Annotated in this window: 19 protein-coding genes; 14 read left to right on the top strand and 5 right to left on the bottom strand. The window is 32.0% G+C overall.

The genetic code is table 11. The features are described 5' to 3' along the window. Positions 1-50: 50 nt before the first annotated feature. Positions 51-1,859: a GNAT family N-acyltransferase gene (locus tag C7448_RS00910; RefSeq protein WP_115899487.1), complete on the top strand. Its 1,809-nt coding sequence runs from the start codon at positions 51-53 to the stop codon at positions 1,857-1,859. A 79-nt stretch (positions 1,860-1,938) separates the two neighbouring features. On the opposite strand, the gene rseP is transcribed toward C7448_RS00910, so the two are convergent. Then, positions 1,939-3,285 (bottom strand): RIP metalloprotease RseP, encoded by a 1,347-nt coding sequence (gene rseP / locus C7448_RS00905; RefSeq protein WP_115899486.1) that lies wholly within the window; start codon positions 3,283-3,285, stop codon positions 1,939-1,941. 159 nt (positions 3,286-3,444) lie between these two features. Between rseP and C7448_RS00900 the strand changes: the two genes are divergently transcribed. Further along, positions 3,445-4,122: an SCO family protein gene (locus tag C7448_RS00900; RefSeq protein WP_115899485.1), complete on the top strand. Its 678-nt coding sequence runs from the start codon at positions 3,445-3,447 to the stop codon at positions 4,120-4,122. Between the two features lie 75 nt (positions 4,123-4,197). On the opposite strand, the gene C7448_RS00895 is transcribed toward C7448_RS00900, so the two are convergent. The 3 genes from C7448_RS00895 to C7448_RS00880 form a co-directional block, all read right to left on the bottom strand. Then, a complete protein-coding gene (locus tag C7448_RS00895) occupies positions 4,198-7,746 on the bottom strand; it encodes an amino acid adenylation domain-containing protein (protein ID WP_115899484.1) in 3,549 nt (1,182 codons plus the stop codon). 379 nt (positions 7,747-8,125) lie between these two features. Beyond that, positions 8,126-8,467, bottom strand: coding sequence for an SdpI family protein (locus C7448_RS00885; RefSeq protein ID WP_115899482.1), 342 nt, complete (start codon positions 8,465-8,467; stop codon positions 8,126-8,128). A 3-nt stretch (positions 8,468-8,470) separates the two neighbouring features. Continuing rightward, positions 8,471-9,796 (bottom strand): serine hydrolase domain-containing protein, encoded by a 1,326-nt coding sequence (locus tag C7448_RS00880; RefSeq protein ID WP_115899481.1) that lies wholly within the window; start codon positions 9,794-9,796, stop codon positions 8,471-8,473. A 92-nt stretch (positions 9,797-9,888) separates the two neighbouring features. Between C7448_RS00880 and C7448_RS00875 the strand changes: the two genes are divergently transcribed. Genes C7448_RS00875 through C7448_RS00850 form a run of 6 tightly spaced genes read left to right on the top strand, consistent with a single transcriptional unit; the run spans position 9,889 to position 15,110 of the window. Continuing rightward, positions 9,889-11,100, top strand: a complete 1,212-nt coding sequence (locus C7448_RS00875) for an aminotransferase class V-fold PLP-dependent enzyme (protein ID WP_115899480.1) — start codon at positions 9,889-9,891, stop codon at positions 11,098-11,100. 55 nt (positions 11,101-11,155) lie between these two features. Further along, positions 11,156-11,518 carry an adenosylmethionine decarboxylase gene (gene speD / locus C7448_RS00870; protein ID WP_115899479.1) on the top strand — a complete coding sequence of 121 codons (363 nt, stop codon included), beginning with the start codon at positions 11,156-11,158 and terminating at the stop codon, positions 11,516-11,518. Then, positions 11,518-12,318, top strand: coding sequence for an ion transporter (locus C7448_RS00865; RefSeq protein WP_245939404.1), 801 nt, complete (start codon positions 11,518-11,520; stop codon positions 12,316-12,318). The genes speD and C7448_RS00865 overlap by 1 nt, the downstream gene beginning before the upstream one ends. A 1-nt stretch (position 12,319) precedes the next feature. Then, complete coding sequence (locus C7448_RS00860; protein ID WP_115899478.1) at positions 12,320-12,805, top strand: DUF4178 domain-containing protein; 486 nt, start codon at positions 12,320-12,322, stop codon at positions 12,803-12,805. 2 nt (positions 12,806-12,807) lie between these two features. After that, positions 12,808-13,566: a hypothetical protein gene (locus C7448_RS00855; RefSeq protein WP_115899477.1), complete on the top strand. Its 759-nt coding sequence runs from the start codon at positions 12,808-12,810 to the stop codon at positions 13,564-13,566. A 5-nt stretch (positions 13,567-13,571) separates the two neighbouring features. Beyond that, on the top strand, positions 13,572-15,110 hold the full coding sequence (locus tag C7448_RS00850; RefSeq protein WP_115899476.1) for a polyamine aminopropyltransferase: 1,539 nt from the start codon (positions 13,572-13,574) through the stop codon (positions 15,108-15,110). Between the two features lie 45 nt (positions 15,111-15,155). Here C7448_RS00850 and C7448_RS00845 read toward each other — a convergent pair whose 3' ends face one another. Beyond that, a complete protein-coding gene (locus C7448_RS00845; RefSeq protein ID WP_211321873.1) occupies positions 15,156-15,857 on the bottom strand; it encodes a Bax inhibitor-1/YccA family protein in 702 nt (233 codons plus the stop codon). 113 nt (positions 15,858-15,970) lie between these two features. On the opposite strand from C7448_RS00845, the gene C7448_RS00840 reads away from it, so the two are divergent. The 6 genes from C7448_RS00840 (at position 15,971) to gwsS (ending at position 21,209) form a co-directional block, all read left to right on the top strand. Continuing rightward, on the top strand, positions 15,971-17,464 hold the full coding sequence (locus tag C7448_RS00840) for a YfcC family protein (RefSeq protein ID WP_115899474.1): 1,494 nt from the start codon (positions 15,971-15,973) through the stop codon (positions 17,462-17,464). 3 nt (positions 17,465-17,467) lie between these two features. Then, on the top strand, positions 17,468-18,442 hold the full coding sequence (gene glpQ, locus C7448_RS00835) for a glycerophosphodiester phosphodiesterase (protein WP_115899473.1): 975 nt from the start codon (positions 17,468-17,470) through the stop codon (positions 18,440-18,442). A 376-nt stretch (positions 18,443-18,818) separates the two neighbouring features. Continuing rightward, the gene (locus C7448_RS00830) at positions 18,819-18,998 is read left to right on the top strand and encodes a hypothetical protein (protein WP_115899472.1); all 180 of its coding nucleotides are present in this window, start codon (positions 18,819-18,821) and stop codon (positions 18,996-18,998) included. Positions 18,999-19,062: 64 nt separating this feature from the next. Next, positions 19,063-20,049 (top strand): grasp-with-spasm system ATP-grasp peptide maturase, encoded by a 987-nt coding sequence (gene gwsG / locus C7448_RS00825; RefSeq protein ID WP_115899471.1) that lies wholly within the window; start codon positions 19,063-19,065, stop codon positions 20,047-20,049. Further along, on the top strand, positions 20,012-20,242 hold the full coding sequence (locus C7448_RS00820) for a hypothetical protein (protein WP_115899470.1): 231 nt from the start codon (positions 20,012-20,014) through the stop codon (positions 20,240-20,242). The genes gwsG and C7448_RS00820 overlap by 38 nt, the downstream gene beginning before the upstream one ends. After that, a complete protein-coding gene (gwsS, locus tag C7448_RS00815) occupies positions 20,226-21,209 on the top strand; it encodes a grasp-with-spasm system SPASM domain peptide maturase (protein ID WP_115899469.1) in 984 nt (327 codons plus the stop codon). Before C7448_RS00820 ends, gwsS begins: the two co-directional genes overlap by 17 nt. Positions 21,210-21,211: the final 2 nt, after the last annotated feature.

The following is a 21,211-nucleotide window of genomic DNA, read 5'->3' as shown; positions in this document are numbered from 1 at the left end:
GCTTGCAAAAAATCGATTATATTTGCAGTTATGTCAATTGATAACTATGTATGGGATTAGTAACACCTAAAGAAGTTGCAAAAGCAATAGGAACCGACAAGTTCGGGGTTTTCGGAACGTTTTCAGGTTGGTTGCTGATGAAAGTTTTGCGAATTTCTACCGCCAATGAAGTTTATAATAAGCATAAGCATAAAAAAGATTTACCTTTTTTAAATGGTTTGCTTGATGAGTTTCAGATTGAATTTGAAATTCCAGAAGAAGATTTAAAGCGTATTCCTAAAGAAGGACCGTTTATAACAATTTCTAACCATCCGCTAGGAGGGATAGATGGTATTTTATTATTAAAACTCTTATTAGAGCACAGGGCAGATTATAAGATTATAGCAAATTTTTTATTACATAGAATAGAGCCTTTGAAGCCCTATGTAATGCCAGTAAACCCTTTTGAAAACCATAAGGACGCACAGTCGAGTGTTGCAGGAATAAAAAATGCCTTATTACACTTACAAGAAGGAAGGCCTTTAGGACTTTTTCCTGCCGGAGAAGTATCTACGTATCGTGATGGGAAGTTAATGGTGGATAAAGAATGGGAGCAAGGAGCTGTACGTTTGATAAAAAAAGCAAAAGTACCTGTAATTCCTATTTATTTTCACGCAAAAAACAGTCAACTGTTTTACACACTATCTAAAATTAGTGATACGCTGAGAACAGCAAAGCTTCCGTCAGAGTTATTATCTCAAAAAAATAGAATAATCAAAGTAAGAATTGGAAAGCCAATTTCAGTAAAAGACCAAGATACGTTTCCTGAAATACCAGATTTCTACCAGTTTTTACGTAGAAAAACATATATGTTGGCAAACCCATATGAGAAAGCATCTCCAAAGATATTGTCAACACATAATTTAAAGATTCCTAAGAGAGCTAAAAAAATCACCTCTCAAAAGTCGCCAGATTTATTTGTAAAAGAAGTAGATGCTTTACGAGAAAAAGGAAGTAGATTACTACAAAGCAAGAACTATGAGGTGTTTTTTGCTAGCGCAAAAGAAATACCAAATATTTTACATGAAATAGGGAGATTACGTGAAATTACGTTTAGAGAAGTAGGAGAAGGAACGAATAAAACTATTGATTTAGACAGATTTGATAAATATTACCACCATTTATTTTTATGGGATGACCAACAAAACAGATTGGTAGGAGCCTATAGAATGGGATTAGGGAAAGATATTTATAAAAAACACGGAGTAAATGGTTTTTATATTCAAACATTATTTAGAATAGAGCCAGAATTATACCCAATGATGGAGCAAACCATTGAAATGGGACGTGCTTTTATTATTAAAGAATATCAACAAAAACCAATGCCTCTTTTCTTATTATGGAAAGGAATTGTGCATGTTACATTGCGTCACCCAGAATATAAATACTTAATGGGTGGGGTAAGTATTAGTAATCAGTTTTCTGAATTTTCAAAATCGTTGATGATTGAGTTTATGAAGTCACATTATTACGATCCGTATGTGGCACAATACATTCGTCCGAAGAAAGAATTCAAGGTGAAATTAAAAGATGCTGATAAAGATTTTGTATTTGATGCTACTGAGGCTGATATGCAAAAGTTTGATAAGATTATCGACGAGCTTGAACCAGGGGAATTACGTATTCCAGTATTAATTAAAAAGTATGTGAAGCAAAACGCACGTTTGGTTGCGTTTAATGTAGACCCGAAGTTTAACAACGCAATTGATGGGTTAATGTATATAAAGGTAGCAGATATACCTGAAAGTACAGTAAAACCTGTCATGGAAGAGTTTCAAGCTGAGTTAGAACGTCGTGCAGCAGAGAACTTAAATAAGTAGAAGCCAAGTTAAAATATAGCATAACTAAAAAAGCATCGTACTCGAGTACGATGCTTTTTTAGTTTGTATTGTTGTTAGGTTATTTGAATAACCTAAATATATCGTTTCCGTTAGCAAATAGTAATAGTGCTATTAATAAGATAAATCCTGTAATTTGAGCGTATTCTAAGAACTTATCACCAGGTTTTTTACCTGTAATCATTTCCCATAAAGTAAAAACCACGTGACCACCGTCTAGAGCAGGAATTGGTAGTAAATTCATAAATCCTAACATGATAGATAAGAATGCTGTAATGTTCCAGAACGTTTCCCAACTAAATTCTGAAGGAAATATACTCCCAATAGAAATAAATCCACCTAAACCTTTATAAGCACCTGTACTAGGATTTAAAATCTTTTTCATTTGCTTAATATAGTTGGTTAAGGTTGTCCAAGCTTTTTTGGTACCTGCTGGAATAGCTTCTCCAAAAGAATAACTTTTTTCAGCTAAGTTGTAATACCCTAGTTTTTCTAAATCTGTTAAAGGTAAGCTCGTAGCATAAATTCCTAGTTTTCCTTCATCAGAAACTTTAGCAGGAATAGTAATGTTTTGGTTATCTCGTTTAACAGTAACATTTATTTCTTGCCCTTTTTTACTTTCTAAAGCTACTTGAACTTGGTCAAAATAAGAAACAGGAGTCCCATTGATAGCGGTTATCACATCTTTCTTTTGTAACCCACTTTTGCTATTTGGAGAGTCTTCAGGAACTTGTCCAATTACAAAAGGTTGCCTGTACATTATAAAAGCTCCAGCATCTTTACCTCTATCAACTAATTTCGAGATAAAATCTGTAGGAATTTCTTTTTCAAGAACAGTTCCGTTTCTTTCTATTGTGTAATTAGTACCATTGATGAACTCTAAAGGAAGCTCTCTAAACTTCTCTATTTTTTGTCCGTCAATTGTTAAAACTTTATCTCCAGTTTCTAAACCTAGATCTTTCCCTAATTGATCTTGCACCCAAACACCATCTTTTAAACTTTCATTAGGTAGGTATTTTTCACCATAAGCCCACATTAAACAGATGTAAATTAAAATACCAAGTATAAAGTTTACAATAACACCACCTAACATAATAATTAAACGTTGCCATGCTGGTTTAGAACGAAATTCCCACGGTTGCGCAGGTTTTTGCATTTGTTCGGTATCCATGCTCTCATCAATCATTCCAGCAATCTTCACATAACCTCCTAACGGAATCCAACCAATACCGTAAACAGTTTCTCCAACTTTCTTTTTAAATAAAGAGAATTTATAATCGAAAAACAGGTAGAATTTTTCTACTCGGGTTTTGAATAATTTGGCGGGAATAAAGTGTCCTAATTCGTGCAAAACGATTAAGAGCGATAAGCTTAAAATAAACTGTGATGCTTTTATTAAAATCTCCATAAATGGTGTTCGTCTAAATTTAAAATCTGACAAATGTACGTTTTTAACAACAGTTGTAAAAGTTTGCACGTAAGTTAGCCTTTGGTTTTAACAAAGTTTTTAGGATAGTGGTTTATAAACGCTGTTTTTAGTCGTATTTTTGCAGAAAATTTTAGTACTGTGGATATTAAATTCTTTAAAAAATCAAAAAGCACCTTAATTTTTATTTTAGTTTTTTGTGCTATTGGAGTTCCTGTTTTTTATCATTTGGTAAAAGTTGATAACAAATTACCTATTTATAACCCTGCTGATATTAACCCTAAGTTGGTAGATAGTTCTGTAAGAAATAGAACAAAAAACCATAGAGTAGGTGAGTTTTCCTTAATTAACCAGAATGGAGATACAATTACGAATGCTGATTATAAAGGAAAGATTTATATAGCCGATTTCTTTTTTACCCGTTGTCAAACTATATGTATTGCCATGGCGTATAATATGAGTGAGTTGCAAGAGCATTATAAAAATGATGACGATATTATGTTTTTGTCACATTCTGTAACTCCAGTAATGGATAGCGTACCACAATTACGAAAATATGCTACTGAAAAAGGTGTGATTGATGGAAAATGGAATGTAACTACAGGAGAAAAGAAACATATTTACAACTTAGCACGTAAACATTATTTTGCAGTATTAGATGAAGGAGATGGCGGAGAAAGCGATTGGGTTCACACAGAGAATTTTGTATTGATAGACAAAGAAGGACGCATAAGAGGTTCGTATGATGGAACCAAAAAAGAAAATATGCAAAAAATTATTGATGATATTACAGTGTTAAAAGAAGAGTATACAAAGTAATTTAGCAGAATATAACTTAATGAAAAAAGCCCTTGATGTTTAGCTAAACATCAAGGGCTTTATAGTTAAAAAGCTTTAATAAACTTGTTTTGAAATATGTCTAGAACCTTCTAGAACAAGCCTCTTGTGGTCTGAAATTCGTCCAATTAACCACACGAAAGGCTCTATTTGACCCTTTAAAATGCAAAATCCATTTGATATAGCATGCAATAAACCTTGAACATCAAAAGACTCTAATGCTGTGATAGTAGATTCTTCATTAATCAACAAAGAGCAAGTGTGAAGTTCATAAGTAGCATTGTGATTAAGTGTTATGTTTCCACCTTTTAGTAAAATTACAATTGCATCAGAGTTTTCTGTACTTCTTAATTCGATAGCTAAATCAGGAGTTTTTTCAGTGCTTTTATCTGTTGTGTTCTTTAAGTAATTTGAAAATTGTTCAGCCCAATCTTTTAACTTAGAGAGACTAATAGTTGTGTTCTTTTTTGTTTTTTGTTTCCCTTGAAGTAAAATGTCAACTTCTCTTTCAGCTTGAATCAAAGCCGCTAGGGTCTTATCAACATCCTCACGTGTATGAGCAGCAGAACAAATTAATCGCAAACGACCTCTTCCGCTTTCTACAATTGGATAGGTAACAGCAGACGTTTGAATTCCAAGTTTGTAAAGTTTTTGCACAATTGCATAAAGTTTGTTTTTATCTGCAAAATGAGGTGTAATAATAGGACCATCACCAGTACCTAAATCATAACCTGCTTCTTCAAATTTTCGACGCATATAGTAGGTAGTGTCCCATAATTTTTGGCGTAAAGCATCATCTTTTCGAAGTCTTCTCAAAGCTGTTAAAGCTGCAGCCATATCGGCAGGACTAATAGAAGCTTGAAAAATATAGGCTCTTGAAGATGATTTTAATAAATCAATATGTTCTTTACTGGCAGCAACAACACCTCCAAGACTTCCTAGAGCTTTACTTAAGGTTGTCATTATAAAATCTACATCTTTAGTTACTCCTTGTGCTGCACATATACCTGCACCTCCTTTACCGTAGAAACCAAAAGAATGAGCCTCATCTACTAAAGTGAGGGCATTGTATTTTTTAGCCGTTTTAACAATTTTTGCTACAGGAGCTGCTCCTTCTCCCATACTATAAACACCTTCTAGTACTACTAAAATAGTGCGGTACGGAGATGCTTCTGACTGTAAAATATCTTCTAGATCTTCAGCATCATTGTGTTTAAAAGTTCTCACAGTAGAACCACACAACCTTGCTCCATCTACAATAGAGGCATGACAAAGTTGATCTATAAGAACCATGTCGTTTCTTCCTAAAAGTCCAGCGACAGCACCTACATTAGCAGTATAACCTGTAGGGAATAAACATGCACTAGGTTTTCCAACTAAATCCGAAAATTCTTCTTCAAACTCAAGATGTTGACTTGTCATACCTGAAGCAGCAGCTGAAGTTCCCATACCAGTTCCAAACTTATTTAATGCTGTAGATGCTTGTTTAATAACTTCTGGGTCACGATTTAATCCCAGATATAGATTCGTTGTCCAAATAATCGCTTCTTGTGTTTCATCGTTATAAGCATCTCCCACTAATCCTTTGGTAGCACTTCCTGTGAGTAGTACTTTACTATATGGGTTTCTACGGTTATCATTAACCATTTGTAATACTTCTTGTACAAGTTTACTTTTATCTGTTACCGACCAAGCTGTTACTTTTGCGGCTTGAAAGGTAGGGTGACTTGATTGAATATGGGTTTGAAAGCTAGTAAGAGTATCTGTTTTTAGTTTTAAACTACTGTTTTCGTTATTGTTTTCTTTTGTGCTAATAATATGATTGATTAACGCTTTTGGTGTGGGGTTTTCAAAAATATCATACGCACTAATATCTAGCTGTAATATGTTACTTAACCTGCTACTGAGTTCTAGTGTGGTTAACGAATCTATTCCGAGGTTGTCAAATGAATCATCAGGCAATACATTTGCTGAGTTGTTCATGGTAAGAAGTTTAGCTACTTCATTTTGAATGGTCCTCAATAGGTGTTCTTTGTAATCATTTGAAGAAGGGTGTTGCTTTGGAAGGGTTTGATAGTGTTGAGGATCCTCAGTTACCAGTTCAGAAGATAGCTCGATAGAAAGGTTGGCTAGTTTTTTTCTGTCTAGTTTGTCGTTGGGAAGTAGTGGTAGCTTTTCTACTTGCTTAATAATTTGTGGAACCATATATTTTGGTAAGTAGTTTTTAGCAAAATATTTTACATCAGAAACGTTTATTTCTTTACCTTCACTACCAACGATATAGGCGATAAGTATCTTTTGACCTATGTCTCCATCAGCAATTACTGCAGCAGCCATAGCGATGTTTTCCATTGTTTCAATAGTAGCTTCAATTTCTTCAAGTTCTATTCGGTGGCCTCTAATTTTAACTTGTTGATCGGCACGACCAATAAAATCAATTTTATTATTATCAATCCAGCGACATAAGTCACCTGTTTTATACAAACGAACACTTGTGTTTTGGTTGTTGATTTTTACGTTAATAAATCGTTCTTTTGTTAGGGTTTCATCAAATAAATAACCACGAGCTAACTTACTACCAGAAAGATATAGTTCACCTACATTTCCTTTAGATACAGGTTGTAGTTGTTCATCTAAAATGTAGGCATGTGAATCAGGTACTGATGTACCGATTGTAATTAGTTTATCTTCTTTATTTATTTTAGCTATGGTAGAATAAACAGTATCTTCGGTAGGACCATAGGCGTTTAATACTTTTAGGTTGGGTTTTTGCTTGTATACTTGTTCTACCAAAGAGCGTTTAAGAGCTTCACCACCAAATACCAAGCATTGTAAGTTCTTAGGTAATTTTTGTGAAGAGATAATAGCTTGTACTGCTGAAGGAACCATAACGAACATTGTAACAAGATCAATAGCAGGAAGTGAGGTGAGTTCTAATGCATTTTTCGCCAGAATGATGGTTCCTCCTAACGATAATGTGCCCATAATTTCCATAACAGAGGTGTCAAAACAAACAGATGCGGCTGCAACCATGCCTTTTAAATTGTCTTCAGTAAATAACTCACTCATAGATTTAACTAAAGAAACGATACTTTTATGTTCAACAGCAACTCCTTTTGGACGACCAGTAGATCCTGATGTGTAAATCACATATGCTAATTCATTTGGTGACGCATGAGTTTTTGTGTCTGTATGGTTACCTATTTTATCAATCCAAATTAATTCTTGAACTTTTTCACACAGGTTTGCACTAATATCAGAGTCAACAAAAACAGCAGAAGTACTAGAATGTTCTAGCATATATTGTATGCGGTCTTTTGGGTATGCAGGATCTAAAGGTACATATGCACATCCTGCCTGCATAATACCCATAAGGGTTGCCACTAATTCCCACGAGCGACTCATACAAACCCCAATTAAAGCCCCAGATTTTATTTCTTTATTTTTAAGTTCTCCTGCTACCTCATTACTACGTTTAACTAAAGTAGCATAATCTATATAAGTAGTTCCATCTACAATAGCTCTTCGTTTTGGATGAGCTATCATTTGTTTGTTAATTAGCTCACAAATTGTTGTAGAGCTATCATTGTTGTTGAGTAAAGCCATTGTAATTAATCGGTTTAATTTTGTGAATTAATTTTACAGGGCCTTCATTTTGTTGTTATATCTAGGTTAACAAATACTTTTATCCGGTAGTAAATATACTATGTTTTTGATTGCTTTTTAGTTTGTAGAAATATTTCACTTATAAAGATGGAGTTGTTATGTTTATTCGAGGTAGTTGTAAAAAAAACTTTTATTAGTAAGTTGTTGTTAAAAAGAAAAGAGGGCAAAAAATTATTGATGATATTACACTGCTCAAAGAAGAGTATACAAAATAATCAATTAAGACGGTCAATAAAAAAGACACGTATGAGTTTAAAAAAAGACCTTGATGTTTTTGTAAAAACGTCAAGGTCTTTTGGTTAAAACGTCTTGATGAGTTTTAGTTACTATTTCCATCCTCATCAAAGTTCTTATTTATTTCTTGTTCAGTTTTAACAACAGATACGGCCAACGATAATAACATAATTGCCATAGGTTGCCATGTTAATTCTTTTGATATAGACGCCAAAACCAACGCTGCGACCAACGAAATTGCTGAATACTTCATAAACTCTTTGGTGAAAAAAGTATTGGCAAATTGCCAAATAGTATCATTTTTCATAGTTTTATTAGTACGATACCCATAAATAGCATTGATTTTTTTAGGCGGAAAGAAGTAAAAAATAATACTGAATAAAAAAAGCAATCCGTTTATAGAAAGCACATAATAAAATGGATTCATGGTTTAGTGTTTAATAGAATTTATAATTCCTTTTAACAAGGTGTTTACATCTGCATTTTTGGTAAGTCCCGTACGAACTATAACCAAATCTTGACTAGGCAAAATAAATACATTTTGACCTTTATACCCGTTAAAAGAAAACATATTTTTTGGTACATCAGGATATCTGCCACCAGCATTTAACCAAATTTGTGCCCCATACCAACCATCAGAAGTTGGAGTAGGAGTTGTAGCATAGTTTACCCAGTCTTTATCAAACAAATGTTCTCCGTTCCATTCTCCATTATGTAAGTATAATAATCCTAATTTAGCCCAGTCTCTCGCCGTTGCCCAAGCGTATGATGAGCCTACAAAGTGGTTGCTCATATCTGTTTCTACAATCATAGAGTTCATGCCAATTTTATCAATTAAAGCACTGTACCAAAAATCAAGATACTCTTGGTGTGTGTTGAATTTTGTTCGTAAAATACCAGATAACAAATTAGAAGTTCCAGAAGAATAGTTCCAAGTTTCGTTAGGTTTTCCTATTAGAGGTTTGTTCACTTGTACCTTGGTCATGTCTTTTTCTAAAAACAACATTTTAGTAACGTCGGAAATAGTGTTGTAATCTTCGTTCCATTCTAGCCCAGAATTCATCTGCAATAAGTTATGGATTGTAATGTTTTTACGGTCATCATTTTCCCATTCTGGAAACAAGTTGTTTTGTTGAATATCAATTTTTCCTTGGCATTTTAATATTCCGAACAAAGTACCCGTAATACTTTTGGTCATAGACCAACCTAATTGCTTCGATTCTTTGGTAAAACCAGTATTATATTTTTCAAAAATAATTTTGTTTTTATATACCACTACTACCGAACGTGTTTGATTTCTATCATTAAAAATAGTATCAATAGTCTCATTTAGTTTTGTATAATCAATGTTAGCGAAAATAGTGTCTTTGTGATCTGCGTTTCCGTAAGGGAAAGGAGTACTATTATCAGGTTTTGAACGTTTAGGAGTGAGTTGAGGTTTGGTGATATCAAAATCATCAGTAACTAAAACAGCACCCAATCCTTCTCTGTATACGGCTTTCCTTTTTAATAATCCATATACTGAACCTATAGCTGATTTTTCTTCCGTGTTAATTTTATCAGAAGTAATATTTATAGGAGAAAAATTGTTGTCATTTGCATCAGTAAAAGCTAAACTTCTTTCCGCAAGAAAGACAGATGAAGCGGTGTTTTTAGCAGAGTATCCAGCCAAAATATTTAACTTCGGATAGTTGTAAAAAATAGCAATTGCGAAGGCAATTAAAACGAGAAGAAGGATTCTTTTTAAAATTTTCATGTGACAGGTTTATAGCAAATGTAAGAATTTAATTGTTTGATGTTTGTATTTGAAACGCAAGCCCTACCTTTGTGCTAAATTTGATATTTTACATGTTTAGTATAGATAAAATTCGAGCTGATTTTCCTATTTTAAATAGAGAAGTACATGGGAAAAAATTAGTGTATTTAGATAACGGAGCAACTTCGCAAACACCACAAGTAGTAATTGATGCAATTGTAGATTACTACTCTAATTACAATGCAAATATTCATAGAGGCGTGCATACTTTAAGTCAGGAAGCGACTGATAAGTATGAAGAAGCAAGAATTAAGATTCAAAAACATTTCAACGCGAAACATTCGTATGAAATCATTTTAACTTCAGGTACAACACATGGAGTTAATATTGTGGCATCTGGTTTTGCATCTATCTTACAAGAGGGTGATGAGATAATTGTATCTGCCTTAGAACACCATTCTAACATTGTGCCTTGGCAAATGTTATGCGAAAAAACAGGAGCTATTTTAAAGGTAATTCCGATGGATGAAGATGGTTCGTTACGAATGGATATGTATCATGAATTACTAAACCCAAAAACTAAGTTAGTTTTTTGTAACCATGTGTCTAATGCGTTAGGAACAATTAATCCTATAAAAGAAATTATTCATGCTGCGCATAAGTTTGACGCTTATGTATTGATTGATGGAGCACAAGCAGTACCACATGTAAAACCTGATGTACAAGCGTTAGATGCTGATTTTTATGTTGCTTCAGCTCATAAAATGTGCGGACCAACAGGTGTTGGAATGTTGTATGGTAAAGAAGAACTATTGCAGTTATTACCACCATATCAAGGAGGAGGGGAGATGATTGAAACCGTAACTTTTGAAAAGACCACCTATGCTGGGTTGCCCCATAAGTTTGAGGCAGGAACACCAAATATTTGTGGAGGTATTGCTTTCGGAGTTGCTATTGATTATATGAATTCAGTTGGTTTTTCTAATATAGAAAAACAAGAAAATGAATTGTTATCGTACGCAACGCAAGAGTTAGAAAAAATAGAAGGATTAAAAATCTACGGAACAACAAATAAAACATCAGTAATATCTTTTAATTTAGAAGGAATCCATCCGTATGATGTTGGAGCAATTTTAGATAAGTTAGGTGTTGCTGTTCGTACAGGACACCATTGTGCGCAACCTATTATGGATTTTTATCGTATCCCAGGAACAGTGAGAGCTTCCTTCTCTTTTTACAATACCAAAGAAGAAACTAATGTACTGGTAAGCGCAGTTAAGAAAGCACAAATGATGTTATCATAAAAGCGGATTTTTAAATTTGTTTTTTACATAAGTATACAAAATGTATATTTGAGGAATGAAAAAGAGCTTAGGGTATCAAACTACTGTAGATTTTTATGATTGTGATGCTACAATTATAGACTCAGTAACCTCCATAAAACATATTTTAGAAAAAGCAGCAACGATTATGGACTTGTCAGTAGTCAATACTACAATCCATGAGTTTTCGCCTATTGGTATAAGCGGGGTAATTGTAATAAAGGAAAGTCATATTGCAATTCACACTTGGCCAGAGCATAATTATGTTGCATTAGACTTTTTTACCTGTAACAAGTCGTTTGATCTTAATGAAGGGATTCTTTGGATTCAAAAACAGTTTAGAGCTAAGAAAATAGATAAAAACTCTAGTCAAAGAGGTTTTTTAGATAAAATAAGATAATGATGATTAAACAAAAAGTAACATTATTATTTGACGATGAAAAAGGTAATTTAAAAGGAGATAAACTTGTAGAGTATTTTATTTCATGGTTAATCATTATAAATATGGTTGCCATTGTGTTAGAGTCATATCCTGAAATTAATACAGCTTATGCATATTACTTCAACATTCTTGAGGTCTTTTCAATTATAATTTTTACACTAGAATACTTTATAAGAGTTTGGATTGCAGATATAATTCACCCCAATTTAAAACCTGCAAAAGCAAGACTCAAATACATTACGTCGTTTATGGGGCTGGTAGACTTGATTTCTATCCTTCCATTTTTCTTACCATACATTGTAAAAATTGATTTAAGAATTCTTAGAACTCTTCGTTTGTTTAGGCTACTACGCTTATTAAAATTAAAAAGGTACTTTAAATCCTTGAGTATTATTAAGAGTGTATTAGTAAAGACTAAAAATGAAATATTAGTTACTATATTTTTAGTTTTTATACTATTAGTTTTAGCATCTACACTAATGTATAATATCGAAAAAACAGCACAACCAGAAGCTTTTCAAAATATAGGTCAAGCTATGTGGTGGGCAGTTGCTACATTAACGACAGTAGGGTATGGTGATATTTATCCTATAACAGGAATAGGGAAAATTTTAAGTGCTTTCATTGCTCTTTTAGGTATAGGAATAGTAGCCTTACCTACAGGAATCATAAGTTCAGCTTATATTGAAGAAGTGAGAAAATTAAGAGTTAAAACTGAACAATGTAATTGCCCACATTGTGGAAAAGAAATAGAATAATATGTTTTGGAAACCTTCGAAAAAATACCTTTTAGATAAGTTAAAAGTAGGATATACTTTTACTCTCCACGGAACAAACTGGAAAATAACTGAAGTAGCTCAGTACGATTGGCGTATGGATAACTCTAGTATTGAGTATACTATTGTTTCTTCAAATAAAGAAGCTTTTTTAGAGGTTGAACTCTATAAAGGAGACTATGAACTAACTTATAGTGAAGCTATTTCTTTAGAAGAGGCTTATTTAATTGATGCAATTCATACTAAAGAAATAATTTTTCAAAATAAAATGTATGTACTCGATGAAGTGTATACAGGTGACTATAAGAATTTAACAACGTATTCTTCTAGAGAAAACCTTGAATGTTCCCTTTTTTATGCAGAAGATGAAGAGCAGTTAACAATTGAAAAATGGGAAGATGGAAGCTATGAGGTGTTCTTAGGAAATGAATTAAAAGCTAAAAGAATTAAAAATATAAAAGAAAACTAAGCATGAATAAATTACTATATTATTTCCTAATAGGGAGTTTTTTCCTAATAGGGTGCTCTAAAAGTTACAAGCAAGCAAAAACGGTTTTAATAGAACCTACAGAAGCGATTATCAAAAAAAATAAAGACAAAGATTTTTCTGTGGTTTTAGATGATATGAAAATAGAGGAAGAACCCGACTATATGGTGTATCAGCAGAAATATAACATATTAACATTAGTAAAAGATTCGTTACATACCAAAAAAACTCCATGGCAAACTGTAAGTAAGAAATACTTTAAAAAGCATGAAAATGATTTAGGTATGGAAATAGTATCTAGTCATAATGGAAGGTTATCACGAGTTGCACAACCTGTAGGGTTTGGTTGGGCAATTGGAGATAAAAAGCATGGGAAATGGGAAGGAACCTCTAAAGATTCTACAAAAACAAATAACAGTCAAAGAAGATGGAGAACACATGGTACCAGTCCTTTTTTTTGGTATTGGTTAGGAACCAGAAGAAATACTTACAGAAGTGATTATAATGGGTATAGAACTTATAATAATAATGGAAACCCGTATTATGGTAACCAATCCTCAAGAGGGAATTATACTTACGGAACGAGAAGTACTTATGAAAGAACCAATAGAAGTTCATTTTTCTCAAGAAAAGCACAAAATGTAAAGAAATGGAGTAGCTTAAATAGAAGATCATCAAGAAGTTCTTCAAGGTATTCAAATGGTTCTTCAACTAGGTCTCGTTCTGGTGGCTACGGAAAATAATAGATTTGGCATATACAAAAAAACAAAAATCCCTAGCGCTTAAAATAGCACTATTTGCCACTGGCATTAGTGGTATTGTAGCGGAATATATTTTATCTACCCTAGCTTCTTACTTTATTGGAAATGCTATTTTACAATTTACTTTAATAGTATCAATAATGTTGTTTGCTATGGGCTTAGGTAGTAGATTTAGTAAGTTTTTTACTAAGCAAGTAATTGTTTATTTCATTTTAACAGAATTGATTTTGTCAATTCTAGTATCATTTTCAGCCTTGGTATCCTATGTTGTTTATGGTGTAACTGACGTTTCATGGTTGGTAATTTACTTCTTGTCTATTTTAATAGGTTTATTAATAGGTTTAGAAATTCCTTTTGCTACAAGAATTAATGATGAGTTTGAAGAATTACGTCTAAACATTTCGAATATTTTAGAAAAAGATTATTTCGGAAGTTTAATAGGAGGTTTGTTTTTTGCTTTTGTAGGATTACCTTATTTAGGACTAACGTACACTCCTTTTTTATTAGGCTTCTTAAATCTAGGAGTTTCTTATTATTTATTTAGAGTATTAAAAGAGCATGTGTCTTTGAAAGCAAGGAAAAGACTTGAAATAACGTATGTTTTGGTAACTGTTCTTATTCTCTTAGGATTGTATTTTTCAAAACCAATAGTTCAATACGGTGAACAAGTAAAATATAAAGACAAAATAGTATACTCTAAACAAACAAAATACCAAAAAATAGTTGTCACCAAATGGAAACAATGGTATTCGTTATACATAAACGGAAATCAACAACTTTCTTCTTTTGATGAGTTTATGTACCATGAACCTATGGTACATCTTCCAATGAACTTAACAAAGTCACATGCAAATATATTAGTACTAGGAGGAGGAGATGGTTGCTTGGTTAGAGAGGTTTTTAAATATGAAGATGTACAAAAGGTAACATTGGTAGATTTAGACCCTAATATGGTTGATTTAGGTAAGAATTATTCAGTTTTTAAAACATTAAATAATAATGCGATGAATGATCCTAGATTAGAAACAATAACACAGGACGCATTCAATTTTTTAGAAGAAACTAAAGAAAAATATGATGTGATTTATGTTGACTTACCAGACCCTAACAATTTAGATTTAAACAAATTATACACAAAAGAGTTTTATAAATTATGTAAATTAAAATTAAAAAAAGATGGTGTTTTTATAACACAAGCAGGTAGTCCTTATTATGCAACCAAAGCTTTTTATTGTATTGATAAAACTTTAAGAGCAGCAGGATTGAAAACTATACCAATGCATAATCAAATTTTAACTTTAGGAGAGTGGGGGTGGGTTATGGCAAAACATAATAGTGTTTCTAAGAGAGAAATTATAAAAGTAAACGTATCTGAGTTAAATTTAAAATGGCTAAATAATAATGTTATACCTCAACTAATAGCATTTGGAAAACCATTAACAGACACTACAGGAATAAAAGTTAACACAATTTTTTCACCTAAATTATATATTTACTATAGAGAAGGGAATTGGGATTTATACTAAAAAAAGCCTCCATTTGGAGGCTTTTTAGTTTATAATAGTTTTTTGTTAATCTCTCGACATAAATATTTGTAATACATACCAGAATAATAACATTAAAGAAGCAAACAAACCTAATGCTGCAGGAATGTAATCATCTGTAGAGAATTTGTTAACTAAGTTAGATGTTTGATATAAAATAGAACCAGCGGCTAATACACACATTCCAACAGAAAACCATAATCCTAAATTAAATCCGAATAAAGCACCAGCAATAATTAATCCGATAGCAATAAAAAATCCAACAGATAGTCCAGCTCTAATAAAAGAAAAATCCTTTTTAGTAATAAAAACGATTGATGAAATTCCAACAAATAAAGCTAGTGTAACAATACCTGCTTGTTTTATAACATCCAAATTATTAGTGTAGGATATGGCAATGTAAATTAAAGGGATAAAAATAAATGCTTCCGCAAAAATATACCCTGAATATGCTAAGTATTGTAAGTTTTTATCAGATGTTTTTAAAGCAGTACTTTCTGCATAGTTTGTAATTAACATAAAACCACCTAGTAACAATAGCCATTTGTAACCTTGGGTCATTGATAAGGCAAATTCAACAATAGTAGCACTCTGTAAAAATAAATACTCAAACAAAACAAACAATAATACACCACCAGCAACATGTGCATAGGTTTTCTTGTAAAAAGCAATTCTGTCAGTTTCTGAGACTTGTGCAACAAGCACTTTGGGCTCAAATGAGTTTTCCATAATTAATTTTTAAAATACGATGTAAAGATAATTTTTTTGAAGGAACTTTAAACTTGTTTAAATACTAAAACAGTAAGTTTTTGTTACTTTTAACAAAAAAATAATTTTACATTTTGAAGAACATTAAATTTCCAACTCCGCATACTATTTTGTTGTTAATTGCAGGGTTGGTAGCTGTTTTAACATGGTTTGTACCAGCAGGTAAGTTTGATACGTTACAGTATCAGAAAAACAATAATTCATTTACGTATTCACACTTAGAGGAAGAGAAAACAATACAGGCAAGTCAAGAAACATTAGAAAACTTGGGAATTAAAATTCCATTAGAAAAGTTTACTAATGGAGATATTGCAAAACCAATTAGTGTACCGGGAACCTACACGCAGTTAGATTCAAAGCCACAAGGTTTTTTAGATTTTTTTAAATCTCCTATAAAAGGAATTATTCAATCGTCAGATATCATTTTATTTGTCCTGATTTTAGGTGGAATTATAGGAATAATGAACTTCACAGGTGCTTTTGATGCAGGAATCGCTTGGCTAGCAAAAACACTCAAAGGAAAAGAGTACTGGCTTATATTTGTGGTAACAACCTTAATAGCTGTAGGAGGTACAACTTTTGGGTTGGCAGAAGAAACCATTGCCTTTTATCCAATACTAATTCCCATATTTTTAGCTGCAAAATACGATGCCATAGTAGCTTTAGCTTGTGTGTATATTGGGTCGTCAATTGGTACAATGTGCTCAACAGTAAATCCGTTCAGTGTTATTATTGCTTCAGATGCAGCAGGAATTAATTGGACAACAGGTTTTACAGGTAGGTTGTTAATGCTAATTGGAGGAATTATAATATGTGTAATTTACATCTTACGTTATGCGAACAAAGTTCAAAAAGACCCAACAAAATCGATTATTTACGATCAAAAAGAAATGATTGAAAGCCTTTTTGGTAGTTCAACATCAAGTACGCATAGCTTAACAGGCAGACTACGAATTATACTAACCATTTTTACCATGTGTTTTGTAATTATGATTTATGGAGTATCTCGTTTAGGTTGGTGGTTTGAAGAAATGACTGTGGTGTTTTTAATAGGAGCTATTTTAATCGGTTTTCTAGCGAGGATGAAAGAAGAAAACTTTGTAAACACGTTTATTAAAGGAGCAGGAGATTTATTAGGAGTTGCTTTTATTATCGGTATTGCACGAGGAGTTTCAGTATTAATGGAACAAGGATTGATAAGTGATACTATTTTACAGTATGCAAGCGAGTTTACTACAGGAATGCCTAAAGGAATTTTTACCAATGTAATGCTCTTTATTTATTCAGGATTATCATTTTTTATTCCTAGTTCATCAGGTATGGCAGTATTAACAATGCCAATTATGTCTCCATTAGCAGATACTGTTGGAGTAGGTAGAGAAGTAATTGTAAATACGTATCAATATGGTATGGGGTTGTTTGCTTTTATTAATCCAACAGGCTTAATCTTAGCATCCTTAGCTATTGTGAAAGTAGGGTATGATAAATGGTTAAAGTTTGTAATTCCTTTAGTAATTATCTTAACAGTTTTTACAATGCTAGTTTTAACCACTCAAGTATACCTGTAAAGAATGAAACAAATTTATGCGCTGTTTTTCTTGATTCTTTTCTTCGGATGCAAGCCACAAACTAAACTGACCAATATGAAAAAGAAAATTGTAATCGCTCACCGAGGAGCCTCAGGATATTTACCAGAACACACGATGGAAGCCAAAGCCATGGCATATGCAATGAATCCTGATTATATAGAACAAGATTTGGTATTGAGTAAAGACAACATTCCAATTGTGATTCATGATATTTATTTGGATGATGTTACTAATGTTGCTGAAAAATTCCCAGAAAGAAGAAGAGAAGATGAACGTTTTTATGTGATTGATTTTACGTTTGAAGAACTACAAAAGCTAAATGTAACAGAACGTTTTAATCCGAAAACTGGAAAACAAATATACCCGAATCGATTTCCGAAGGGGAAAGGAAGTTTTAAATTACATTCTTTACAAGAGGAAATAGAACTAATTCAAGGGTTGAATGCTTCTACAGGAAAAAATATCGGAATTTATCCAGAAATTAAAAACCCTGAGTTTCATCACCAAAATAGAAAAGATATTGCTAAAATTACGTTGGACATTCTTTCAAGCTATGGCTACAAAACAAAGAACGATAAATGTATGTTTCAATGTTTTGATGCGAAAGAATTGGAAAGAGTTCGAAAAGAATTGAAGTCCGAACTATTCTTAGTACAATTAATTGAGTTCTCTGAGGAAACCAAAGAATTAGCACATTTCGCATCGTATGCAGACGGGTTGGGGCCTTGGTACAAGCAAATTTTAGATAAAAAAGTAGGAGAGAAGTGGCAGTTTACAACACTAGTTAAAGATGCTCACAAACTAGGATTACAAGTACACCCGTATACTTTTAGAGCCGATCAACTAGATGAATTTTCTTCTTTTGAAGAAATGATGCAAGTACTTTTTTTTGAAGCAAATGTTGATGGTGGTTTTACCGATTTTCCAGATAAAATGCTTGCTTTCTTAGCTATATAATTAGCTTATATACAATGCAACTTACTAATTAAAATTCAAATGACTTAATAAGCCAATATTTTAAAAAATACTAAGCTTTAGTAACCATTACTAACAAAAAACGATTTTGTAACTGTAAACCAGTTTCTTTAAGGAGGTATAATTTTTAAATTATACCTCCTTATTTTATAAATAGTTCCCTTGTACTTCAACTTTGCCTTACTAAAAACTTAATATTTGTATTCATCCTGTTTGAAAAAAATTGATCAGAACACCCTTTTAAATTTACTAAAAAGGGAACAAAAAACACATCTAATTGACATAGAAAGGAGTAAGCCGAAAATCCTATAGTAAACAGAGTAGGTAACCAAATTAATAGTTAATTATGAATTCAAAAATGAAATCATTAAAAGAGTTTGAAATGTCTCAAAATGAGATGGACACAACTAAAGGAGGTCTTTACTATGGACATGGAGTTTATTGGAGAGACGAGAGAGAAGAAGACTACGTAGGAAGTTTTAATATCGGAACCTATGTAGATGGTATGAATATGGGAACTGATGGTTATAAAGATTAATTAGTCCTTAAATAACTCATTCTGCCAAAATAGAATTAGCAGAATGGGTTAACATAGTTGAAGTATGATATTAATTTTATCCATAGAGCAAGATGAAAGTACCATTGATATAATAAGATGGCTTTACTATTTAAAAGAAGATTTTATATTACTTAACAACAATGAGTTTATAAATAATGTAACAGTAAATATAAACACCTCTGAGGTTTTTATTACTACTAAAGATGTAACTGTAAACTTTAATGAAGTTACCTCGGTTTGGTATCGAAGAGGAAATTTTATGCTGTATGATTGCATTGAGATGAAAGATTTTATTGGAGACAAAATAACGGAGTTTTACAATGAAGAAAAAAAAGATTTATTTGAGTATTTACATTTTTTACTGAGTCAAAAACCTTCTATAAATAATTATAACTTTAAAAAAGTTAATAAACTTATTGTATTAACAATAGCAAAACAATTAGGATTGTGCATCCCTAAAACCACAATTACAAACCAAAAAAGTGTTTTAGAAGAAGAATTAAAAGATAAATTGTTAATTACAAAGCCTATTAATGACCCTATTAGTTTGTATGGAGATACTTATTGGTTTCCCACGTACACAACATCAATAACTGCTGAAAAAGCAAGTTTATTTGATGACTCTTTTGGAATTAGTTTATTTCAAGAAAATATTAAAAAAACACTAGAAATACGTAGTTATTTTTTGGACGGGGAGTTTTATTCAATGGCAATTTTTTCTCAGTTAGATGAACAAACTAAAACAGATTTTAGATGTTATAACAATCAAAAACCAAATAGAACAATTCCGTTTAACCTACCTTTAGACATAGAAACAAAATTAAAAACGTTAGCAGAAAAGCTCAATTTAGCTAGTTGTTCTTTCGATTTAATTTATACACCCTGTAAGCAGTATGTTTTCTTGGAGGTAAACCCCATTGGGCAATTTGGTATGGTTTCTTATCCTTGTAATTATTATTTAGAAGAAAAAATAGCACATAAACTTAAAAAATATGATACCTCAAAAAGAAGCTCAGCAGTTATTAGATAAAACGAAAGAAGAGTATAAAAAGAAATTACCCGCAATAATCTATTTGTCAGAAATAAAATCTATCAGTAATAGTTCAATGTCGTTGATTCATAATAGAATACCAATAGATAAATACCATGAGAGGTACGCTTTAAAAAGAAGTTTTTACAAGCCAATAACGATACAATATCCTATAAATGAAAAACAGCGATAAATACGTAAGAATGTTTTCTAATTGCATTCCGGTTTTAGGGAGAGATAAATCAGCTATTTATGATTTACAAAGAAAACAAATGTTTAATATTCCAAACGATTTGTATAACTTCATTCAGTTGTTTGAAGAACATACTATTTCGGAAATATTTGAATTGTGTGGTAAAGACAATAAGCAAGTCGTAGAAGAGTACTTTCAGTTTTTGGTAACAAAAGAACTTACATTTTTAGTAGATAAAGATGAAATAGCGTTATTTCCTAAATTGAATATGAATTGGGCGTCCCCAGCTAAAATATCAAATGCAATTATCGAGATAAGTGAAATAACATATCCTTTTTTTGATAAAATACTAAAATATCTTACAGCACTGGGTTGTGAATACTTGTATATTAAAATATCTACTCCTGAATCTTATATTGTTATTAAAAATATTATAGAAAAATTAACTACTTCTTCTATTTTTTCTGTTGTTTTTGAAGCAAAATATAATAAAGATGAAAGAATAACCGATTATGAACAACTTGTAGCTGAAAACAAACGGGTAGAAACTATTTTTCTGCTAAGTGAAGCACAGTTAAAAACAACGTCTTCAAAAATTATTATAACGTCACCTAACAAATTTGTAAATAGAAAGGAATGTTTTTTCACGGTAAATATTTCTTTGTTTACAGAGTCTCAAAAGTACAATGCTTACTTTAATAAAAAGATTTTTATAAATAAGGAGGGGAATTTGCTCAACGCTCCAGAAACAGAAGAGGTATTCGGAAATATAACAAGTGTGACTTTTGAAGACTTGGAAAAGATTACAGATTCAGAACAATTTCAAAAGTACTGGAGAGTTAATAAAGATGCAATAAATGAATGTAAAGATTGTGAGTTACGTTATATGTGTGTAGATAATAGAGTACCCCAAAAATCTGAAGAAGGAAGTTATTTCTTTACATCAAAATGTGAGTTGAGAGTATAGAA

Source organism: Tenacibaculum gallaicum, from assembly GCF_003387615.1.
Taxonomy (GTDB): Bacteria; Bacteroidota; Bacteroidia; order Flavobacteriales; family Flavobacteriaceae; genus Polaribacter; species Polaribacter gallaicus.
Note: the sequence above shows the minus strand (reverse complement) of the source record. Positions and strands in the feature narration are given on the sequence as shown.

Bases quoted from the DNA above. Each gene is read 5' to 3' on its own strand.
- C7448_RS00910 (WP_115899487.1), top strand. From the start codon at position 51: ATGGGATTAGTAACACCTAAAGAAGTTGCAAAAGCAATAGGAACCGAC.
- rseP (WP_115899486.1), bottom strand. From the start codon at position 3,285: ATGGAGATTTTAATAAAAGCATCACAGTTTATTTTAAGCTTATCGCTC.
- C7448_RS00895 (WP_115899484.1), bottom strand. From the start codon at position 7,746: ATGGCTTTACTCAACAACAATGATAGCTCTACAACAATTTGTGAGCTA.
- C7448_RS00885 (WP_115899482.1), bottom strand. From the start codon at position 8,467: ATGAATCCATTTTATTATGTGCTTTCTATAAACGGATTGCTTTTTTTA.
- C7448_RS00880 (WP_115899481.1), bottom strand. From the start codon at position 9,796: ATGAAAATTTTAAAAAGAATCCTTCTTCTCGTTTTAATTGCCTTCGCA.
- C7448_RS00875 (WP_115899480.1), top strand. From the start codon at position 9,889: ATGTTTAGTATAGATAAAATTCGAGCTGATTTTCCTATTTTAAATAGA.
- speD (WP_115899479.1), top strand. From the start codon at position 11,156: ATGAAAAAGAGCTTAGGGTATCAAACTACTGTAGATTTTTATGATTGT.
- C7448_RS00865 (WP_245939404.1), top strand. From the start codon at position 11,518: ATGATGATTAAACAAAAAGTAACATTATTATTTGACGATGAAAAAGGT.
- C7448_RS00860 (WP_115899478.1), top strand. From the start codon at position 12,320: ATGTTTTGGAAACCTTCGAAAAAATACCTTTTAGATAAGTTAAAAGTA.
- C7448_RS00855 (WP_115899477.1), top strand. From the start codon at position 12,808: ATGAATAAATTACTATATTATTTCCTAATAGGGAGTTTTTTCCTAATA.
- C7448_RS00845 (WP_211321873.1), bottom strand. From the start codon at position 15,857: ATGGAAAACTCATTTGAGCCCAAAGTGCTTGTTGCACAAGTCTCAGAA.
- glpQ (WP_115899473.1), top strand. From the start codon at position 17,468: ATGAAACAAATTTATGCGCTGTTTTTCTTGATTCTTTTCTTCGGATGC.
- C7448_RS00830 (WP_115899472.1), top strand. From the start codon at position 18,819: ATGAAATCATTAAAAGAGTTTGAAATGTCTCAAAATGAGATGGACACA.
- gwsG (WP_115899471.1), top strand. From the start codon at position 19,063: ATGATATTAATTTTATCCATAGAGCAAGATGAAAGTACCATTGATATA.
- C7448_RS00820 (WP_115899470.1), top strand. From the start codon at position 20,012: ATGATACCTCAAAAAGAAGCTCAGCAGTTATTAGATAAAACGAAAGAA.
- gwsS (WP_115899469.1), top strand. From the start codon at position 20,226: ATGAAAAACAGCGATAAATACGTAAGAATGTTTTCTAATTGCATTCCG.